The sequence below is a fragment of the Maribacter sp. genome (assembly GCF_039968975.1).
Lineage (GTDB): Bacteria > Bacteroidota > Bacteroidia > Flavobacteriales > Flavobacteriaceae > Maribacter.
In genome coordinates this window covers 1-8,190 of record NZ_JBDVOT010000191.1, presented here as the reverse complement: position 1 = coordinate 8,190, position 8,190 = coordinate 1, and the positions used below count along the sequence as shown (strand labels likewise).

At 35.9% G+C, this 8,190-nt stretch carries 7 protein-coding genes and 1 pseudogene; 3 read left to right on the top strand and 5 right to left on the bottom strand.

The annotated features are described in order from the left end of the window. Positions 1-56: 56 nt before the first annotated feature. Genes ABJI11_RS13135 through ABJI11_RS13125 form a run of 3 tightly spaced genes read left to right on the top strand, consistent with a single transcriptional unit; the run spans position 57 to position 3,290 of the window. Positions 57-1,511 carry a nicotinate phosphoribosyltransferase gene (locus tag ABJI11_RS13135; protein WP_348353024.1) on the top strand — a complete coding sequence of 485 codons (1,455 nt, stop codon included), beginning with the start codon at positions 57-59 and terminating at the stop codon, positions 1,509-1,511. 9 nt (positions 1,512-1,520) lie between these two features. Beyond that, positions 1,521-2,522: a hypothetical protein gene (locus ABJI11_RS13130; RefSeq protein WP_348353021.1), complete on the top strand. Its 1,002-nt coding sequence runs from the start codon at positions 1,521-1,523 to the stop codon at positions 2,520-2,522. Positions 2,523-2,525: 3 nt separating this feature from the next. Further along, positions 2,526-3,290 (top strand): phosphoribosyltransferase family protein, encoded by a 765-nt coding sequence (locus ABJI11_RS13125; protein ID WP_348353018.1) that lies wholly within the window; start codon positions 2,526-2,528, stop codon positions 3,288-3,290. Between the two features lie 101 nt (positions 3,291-3,391). Here the strand turns inward: ABJI11_RS13125 and ABJI11_RS13120 are convergent, their stop codons facing one another. From ABJI11_RS13120 to ABJI11_RS13100, 5 genes and pseudogenes are all read right to left on the bottom strand, one after another. Next, a complete protein-coding gene (locus ABJI11_RS13120) occupies positions 3,392-5,140 on the bottom strand; it encodes a thiamine pyrophosphate-dependent enzyme (RefSeq protein WP_348353015.1) in 1,749 nt (582 codons plus the stop codon). Between the two features lie 45 nt (positions 5,141-5,185). Next, a complete protein-coding gene (locus tag ABJI11_RS13115) occupies positions 5,186-5,920 on the bottom strand; it encodes a flavodoxin family protein (protein ID WP_348353012.1) in 735 nt (244 codons plus the stop codon). Positions 5,921-5,927: 7 nt separating this feature from the next. After that, positions 5,928-6,344, bottom strand: a complete 417-nt coding sequence (locus ABJI11_RS13110; RefSeq protein WP_348353009.1) for a DUF6789 family protein — start codon at positions 6,342-6,344, stop codon at positions 5,928-5,930. Between the two features lie 321 nt (positions 6,345-6,665). After that, positions 6,666-7,517: a formate/nitrite transporter family protein gene (locus ABJI11_RS13105; protein WP_348353006.1), complete on the bottom strand. Its 852-nt coding sequence runs from the start codon at positions 7,515-7,517 to the stop codon at positions 6,666-6,668. A 355-nt stretch (positions 7,518-7,872) separates the two neighbouring features. Further along, a pseudogene (locus tag ABJI11_RS13100) lies at positions 7,873-8,190 on the bottom strand (hypothetical protein); the annotation flags it as partial.

The window sequence follows — 8,190 nt, the reverse complement described above, 5'->3', positions numbered from 1 at the left end:
CAAAAACATTACAGAAGCGAAAACACTGTTGAAAAACAGTATCTAAATTTAAGATTATGAACGGATTACTATTAACAGACGGTTATAAAACAGGACACCACCAACAATACCCTAAAGGCACAGAAGAGGTATATTCTAACTGGACCCCTAGAAGTAATAAATATGCTCCTAAAGGTTGTGATAAAGTAGTTTCTTTTGGACAACAATATGTTTTTAAATGGTTGCATGATTATTTTCAGGACAACTTCTTTTCTAAGCCAAAAGCACAGGTTTGTAATGAACTAAAAGAAGAATTATCGCTTTATTTAGGCACTGATTATGATGTAACACATTATGAGGAACTGCACGACCTTCAATACTTGCCAATTAAAGTAAAATCTATAGTTGAAGGGGTAGAGGTTCCCATTAGAGTACCAATGGTTACCGTTGTAAATACAGATAAAAAATTCTATTGGATTACTAATTTCCTGGAAACCATTTTATCTACCATGTTATGGCAGCCAATGACATCGGCTTCTATCGCACTATGTTACAAACGAATTTTTAAAAAATGGACCCTACAGACCGATAAGGACAATTTGGCTTTCATTGATTTTCAAGGGCACGATTTTTCTATGAGAGGTATGGGCGGCTTGCAAAGTGCCATTTCATCTGGTATGGGTCATGCATCTGTATTTTTAGGTTCAGATACCTTACCGGTAATAAGTAGTTTACGTCATTACTATAAAGCTAAAGGTTTTGTAGTTGGTTCTGTAAATGCTACCGAACACTCCGTAATGTGTGCCGGTACAAAAGATGATGAAATTGGTACATTTAGAGCTTTAATGAATACGTATCCTACAGGAATTTTATCTGTAGTTAGTGATACGTGGGATTTATGGAAAGTACTGACCGAATACCTTCCAAAGCTTAAAGAAGAGGTATTATCAAGAGATGGTAAATTAGTGATTAGACCAGATAGCGGAGATCCTGTTGATATCATATGTGGTGAGTCTGCCACTCTCGGGAGTAACACTCCAAAAGATAAAGGGGTGGTGGAGCTACTTTGGGATATTTTTGGCGGTACGGTAAACGAACAGGGCTATAAAGTATTGGATAGTCACATAGGCGCTATTTATGGTGACAGTATTACCACTGAAAGGGCTGAGGCTATCTGTCAGCGTTTAAGCGATAAAGGTTTTGCTACGACCAACGTAGTGTTGGGTATTGGTTCTTTCACCTACCAGTTTAATACTAGAGATACCTTTGGTTTTGCCATGAAAGCTACTTCTGTTGTCGTGAATGGTGAACGTAGAGAAATTTTCAAAGATCCAATTACCGATGACGGAGTTAAAAAATCTGCTAAAGGATTGGTCAAAGTAGCATTACAAGATGGAGAATATGCCTTAGTAGACCAAGTCACACCTGAAGAAGAAAACACGGGCGAGCTTCATGTTATCTATGAAGACGGAAAGTTTGTGAACCAAACGAGCATACAAGAAATAAGAGAACGTATTAATACGAATCTTTAAGAATTACTAATGATGTGGTTTAAAGAATTGACAGGATTTGACGAAATATCACCTAAAAATGTGCGTGATCATATCACTATTGACGGGCAGAATTTAATTTCTAAAATCAATAACAAATCCTATCAATTTGGAAAACTAGATGTTTCTTCTTTAGAAGAATTAAGAGAACAGCAAACCAACAAGGACAGTACTGGTAAAATAAAGGTTGCTGAAGTTGTTGCCGACATTCAAGAATTACATGCCGACCCTAGAAATGAGCACGCGTTATTTCAAGCTGCATCGCAGTTTAATTTATTAGAAATGGTAGGTCCTGAGGTTTCGCCTAGTGCGGGAATTGGTATTTACGAAAATGATTTTACCCAAGGTCCTGCTTGCGCTATAGCATGCGGTGCAGGTACTATTTACAGAAACTATTTTGCTCCGGTTAACGGTCAAATTGGGCAAACAGGTGCATATCAGATCGATTGTTTAGATGGTATTGGTAAAGAGCTTAATAATCAAGAGCTCCAATTATGGAAAATGACGAACGGTTATGCTCTTTTAAGTCAAGAAGGCTTGCTCAGCATTAACAAGCAATTAGGAAGCTTTACTGATGCCCAAAGAGAGTTTCTAAAGGGTAAACTAAAAGTTGGTACGCAATGGAATACAGAAGTTACTCTGACGGATAAAAAACAGATAGTATCTCAAATATATTGTTCTGCACTGCCTGTAGCATATTCGCATATCGAATCGTATTATTGGGAGAATTTCGCCAGAATAATTTTAGAAGCTACCTATGAAGCCACATTAAATACGGCAATGCAAAATCTTAAAAATAATAAATCAAATAAGGTATTTTTAACCTTGGTTGGTGGTGGGGCTTTTGGGAATGATCTAGATTGGATATTAGAATCTTTATTCAACGCATTAGAGATATTCAGAAAAACTCCCTTAGATGTGAGTATTGTCAGTTACGGAAGCTCAAATCATATATTGAAACAAGAAATAGATAATTTCAACTATAAGAAATAGCATATGAAATACGAAATTAAAAAATTTAAAGACGGACAAGTAGCTGCTAAAATCAATGAAGGCGGAGATATTCATATTAAAATTAGAGGAAACAGTTATGAAGATCTGTTCAAGGCTGCAGCCATAAAAGATGCTTGGGATGCTGAAAATGCGACCAACAAAACAGCGATAGCTAAACTGACTATATTTTGCCTTATTGGACAACGTTCTGATAGACGATTCAACAAAGGGGAGTCGTTCGATTTAAAAGTCATTTGTAAGTTTATCAATGATATGAAATTCGACTCCGTTGCCATCTTACACCCACATAGTCCTATTTCATTGGCGTTAATTGATAATGCAGAGAAAATATCTCATTTCGATTTTGTTGAAAAAACGTATAATGAAATTGGGAATCCGGTATTGGTGAGTCCAGATGCCGGTGCGTATAAAACCACCCATGAAATTGCAGAAAAGCTAAATGCCGATTTGGTACCATCTAACAAAGTACGAGTAGATGGTGCTCCAGTAATTAGTATTCAAGGTGATGTAAAAGACAAGCAATGTTTAATTGTCGATGATCTTGCCGATGGTGGAAGAACATTCAAATTCTTGGCAGAAGCGTTGAAAAAGCTAGGTGCCGTAAAAGTTTTCCTTTATGTTACCCACGCGCAATTCAACTATGGTTTTGAGGAACTCAAAGAAACTATTGACCATGTTTATTGCACCAATAGCTATAAAGATATTGATGATGATTTTGTGACGCAGTTTAAGTTAGATGGGGTATAAAATTCAATTAAATAAAAAGTGATTTTTTATATCTGACATTTGAGATATAAAAAATCACTTTTAAAATGTACTGCGGTTATAATTCTATAACCAGACAAGCCTTAATCAAAATAAGAATACAATTCCTTTTTAAGGTTATCCCATTGTCCCTTATCTCCACTAATTACTTGACCAACTTCTTTCACTTTAGATGTTCCAAAACCTATAGCTTCCTTTAAACCAATATGTGGCGGTAATGACAATGCACCACTACTTACTACAGCATCGATAATAAATGGTTTTTTACTCGCTTTAGCTTGTATAATGGCTGCATCTATATCTTCAGCATGTTCTACTCTTACACCATCTCCTCCACAAAGTTTCGCATATTCGGCAAAATTTACGTTGGTTTCATGTAAGGCATCTAAACTCGCTGCTAAACCTGCTTCTTCCATCTCCAATTTTACAAAGCTCAACTCAGAATTATTGAATACCAGTACTTTTATTGGCAATTCATGTTTAACGGCGGTTATAAAATCTTGCATAGACATATTAAATGCTCCGTCACCGCAGAAAGCCCATATTTCTTTATTCTTATTGGCAAACTGTGCACCAATGGCAGAAGGCAACCCAACGGCCATAGAACCGTGGTTAAAAGAACCTATAAGCCGTCTTTGACTATGAAAAGATATATGATGTGCAGCCCAAATAGCCGACGTACCTGTTTCTACCGTAAAAATTGCATCGTTGGCTGCATGTTCATTTACCAAATCTGCAAATATTTGTGGGTGTAAAGGTTCATGGTCACGGGTAGGGGAGGCTTGTTCTTTCATATTAGCCCTCCAATCTTTGAAATTGCCTCTTAATTTATCTAAAAAGTCGGAATCGCTTTTTTGCTCGATTCGCGGATTCAATAATTCTAAAAATGATGATATATCGCTCCAAACACCAAGTGATACTGATGTTCTGTTCCCAATATTTTCTTGGCGTATATCTACTTGTATCGTTTTTGTTTTATGTGGAAGAAAATCTATGTACGGAAAATCGGTTCCTAACATCAACAATAAATCACACTTCATAACAGCGTTATAACCAGAAGGATTTCCTATTAGACCGGTTAAACCTACTACATTATCAGTATCATGATCAAAAATATCGCTTGCACGCAAACTATGTGTAATTGGTGCTTTTAATTTCTTAGCTAATTCTAGTACTGCAGCGCGACTCTCACGGCAACCATCACCTGCCAAAATACCTACTTTTTTAGCTCCATTTAAAAGCTTAGCCGCTTCAATTATACTAGCTTCATCGGGCACTAGACGAGATGTATACTTTTTAATAGGATGAATAAATTCCTCGTTTTCCGCTTTCATTTCGGCAACATTAACAGGCAGCTCTATTCTACAAACAGCATTATTTGCCATCGCAATTTTAATGGCGCGTTGTATGACCATGGGTGCTTGTTCAGGAGTTTCTATTACTGCCTGATAATCACAAACATCATCATAGACCTTTTTTAAATCTACCTCTTGAAAATAGTTGGTACCTTGCTGTTTCTGGTTAATTTGACCTGTAATGGCAATTACCGGCGTACGTTCTTTTTTGGCATTGTACAAGCCGTTTATTAAATGCAACGCACCTGGACCAACGGTACCTGCGCACACCGCCAATTTATTACTTGTTTGGCTATCACCAAAGGCTGCAAAAGATGCGTTACCCTCGTGTTTCATACCGATAAAATCTACAGTGTCTCTTTCTTCAATTGCTTTCACGAAAAAATTCAAGGCATCGCCCGTTACTCCGTATATTTTGTCTATTCCAACACTTTGTAAAATATCAAGTAGTTGTTCTGATACATTTTTACTCATCATAGTATTCTTTAAATTTTATAATTGGATGTAAAAACCATCCTTTGTTTATCTATATTCCGGATTTTCAAAATTCCATCGTGTACCGTCATCCCAATCTTTTCTTGAGTTTCCGTAGGATGGATATCCACCGTTATCCTTCAACATTTTCGCTAAATGCATAAGGTTATAAGACATAAAAGTGGTGTTGCGGTTAGTAAATTCTGAATCGAAACCTACTGGTGGGTCCATTTTTTCACCATCCCATTCCGTATCTCCATAACTAGGACCAGGACCAACGCTACCGATCCACCCGGCATCTGCCTGTGGCGGTATGCTATAACCTATATGCTGTAGTGAATATAAAAGCCCCATAGAACAATGTTTTACGCCATCTTCATTACCTGTAATTATACAACCACCGGCTTTGCCATAATACACGTATTGCCCCTTGTCATTTTGATAACCGCTCATAGCATATAAACGTTCTATAAGTTTTGTAGCTACCGATGAACGCTCTCCCAACCAAATAGGTGTACCGATCACCAAAATATCCGCAGCCATAACCTTATCATAAATTACAGGCCATTCATCTTTGTCATATCCTGCTTCGGTCATATCTGGCTGAACACCAACAGGTATATCATAATCTGCCAGTCTTAAAATTTCTACATCAACTCCTTCAGATTTCATAATCTTGGCAGACACATCAATTAAATTACGGGTGTGACTTTTAGATGGTGATTTCTTTAAGGTACAGTTGATGAAAATTGCTTTTAACGTACTAAAATCTGTCTTTTTCATAGTCTTCTTATTTACCAATTACTTTAACGGTGACCACACCAAATACCACATGACCAATTAGCATGGCTAGTAAACGCATCGGCATAGAACCATCCATTGGCGGCATTTCAAAAAGTAACCCCATTACTTTCATACCTATTTGAGCCAATATTAACGCCACAAAACCAAAAGCGATTCCTTTAAAGAAAAGGTTAGAAATTGCGACTTTAGGAGCAAATACATAACCGTAAAACAGCGCGAATAGAATACCCATTATAAAATGTAAAATCCACCCTACCGCAATTGGTACATTCATTGCTCCTGCTAATAATTTCCAGGGTGCCATTTTGGGCATACCCATGTTTGGTGCTACTAACATAATTCCGGTCATTACCACTGTTCCTAAAATACCTGCCAATATAAATTTGGTCACTTCACTTTTCATTCAATTATTTTTTTTACTTCATATTAAATATATCGGTGATATGATTTATCACTCATATACACTTTCCTATTTTAATACAAATCTGATTATCCGTACGCAAGCTATTTTGATTGAGGTTAAATCATTAGTGCATACCATTTAATTATTAACGTGAAGAACTAGAAAATCTCTGGAATGTAGAGTTGAATAAATTATTGTTGAGGTGTATGATGGACCGTTGTAGTAATACTAATTATTAATGACTTAGAAAGTAAAAAGTATTGTTATGGGTGTTCGCTGCAATTACTATATACATCACATAAATATATGGACTTACAGTGTTTAGACCCCTTCTTTATAGTTTGATTCAAAAATTCTGTATTTAAAAAGACCCACAACTACTGCGCCACCAATACTATTACCTAGTAAAGCTAAAAACAAGAACCATAAGTAATCTAGCATACTAAAATCATTAGAATGTAAAAACGCGCCGAACACTTCTATGTTACCCACTATGCTATGATGAAACCCTCCAAAACCTATAACGCCGGTTATCATGATGATCAATATAACACGGGTAAGAGAATTCATGGTACTGTTCAGCAACCAGGTAAGTAGCCCCATTAACCAACCAGCGACAATGGCACTCGTTAATAGTATCCATGAACTCTCTTTTATAACGTGAGAACCTATATCTATCATTGTCTCCGCTGTAAAAAGATTAAGATGGGGAGCCAATAACCCAATAAAAGCAGCAAAAATATTACCTCCAATGATATTACCTAAAATAACCACGCCCCAAACGCGAAACAATTCCCATATACTTCTTTGCCCATTCAGCATTGGTAAAGTCAGTACAGAGGTTTGCTCTGTAAACAAGGCAGATTTCCCAAGGATAACCAGTATAAAGCCTACAGGATATACAACTGCAAAAAGTTTGAATATCATATTGGTGTCTACGGTACCATTTAATAAATAGTATAATGCACAGATAAGAAAATAACTAAACCCAATTTCCAAACCGGCAATTACCGCGCTCAAAAACATGGCTTTATTCTTTATCTTAAAAATTTCTTCTCCTTCATGAATAACCCTACTAAGAATAGTACTGTATTCATTACCTTCTTTAATGTCTGCAGATTTCCTTTCCAGTTCTTTCTGATGATCCTTCTGTTCTATTTCTTTATTTTCCACAATATAATAGTTGGTTATATCAAAGGAGGCTGTAATAGATGTCTTGTAACATCTTCTTAAGGTATTAATAAATAGTTGATTATAAGAATCACCTAAAGCTGTGACGTTATTTAGTACTTACAGCAACCAATTTTTAAAAGTACACTACGGAACTAAGTATGGTTGCTTCAAAAGCATATTTAGATAGCTGTAAAAGAAATTGTTGGTGATTTTGTTGCGTTGTAGAGGTTAGCGGGATTGTAGAGTCCTATATCATAGTTAAACTAAATTTATTGAAAAATTATAAAACCCAACCTAAATCTCATTTAAAGAAATGTGTATCGTTATATTATAATCAATTAATTTTAATAAGTTATCACTTTGTACTAAAACTCCAAATTGGACTTAATGAAGTTCCTCCATATTCATCTTTAGCTACAATTCTCCAATAGTAAATTCTATTTTTACTTAATCCAACTTCATAAGACATATTTATAGAGTTTTCTACAATTATTTGAGGGTTTGCACTTAAACCAAAATATATGTCATAAGTTAATTGATCATTATCAAGATCAATAGCGCTCCAAGTCAAAACGGTGGAAGTTTCTAGAACAACTTCGTTTAGATTTGGACTAATTAACTCTGGAGTATTTGGTAATTCATTAACAATAGGTTCTCCTTCCGTATAAAAGTT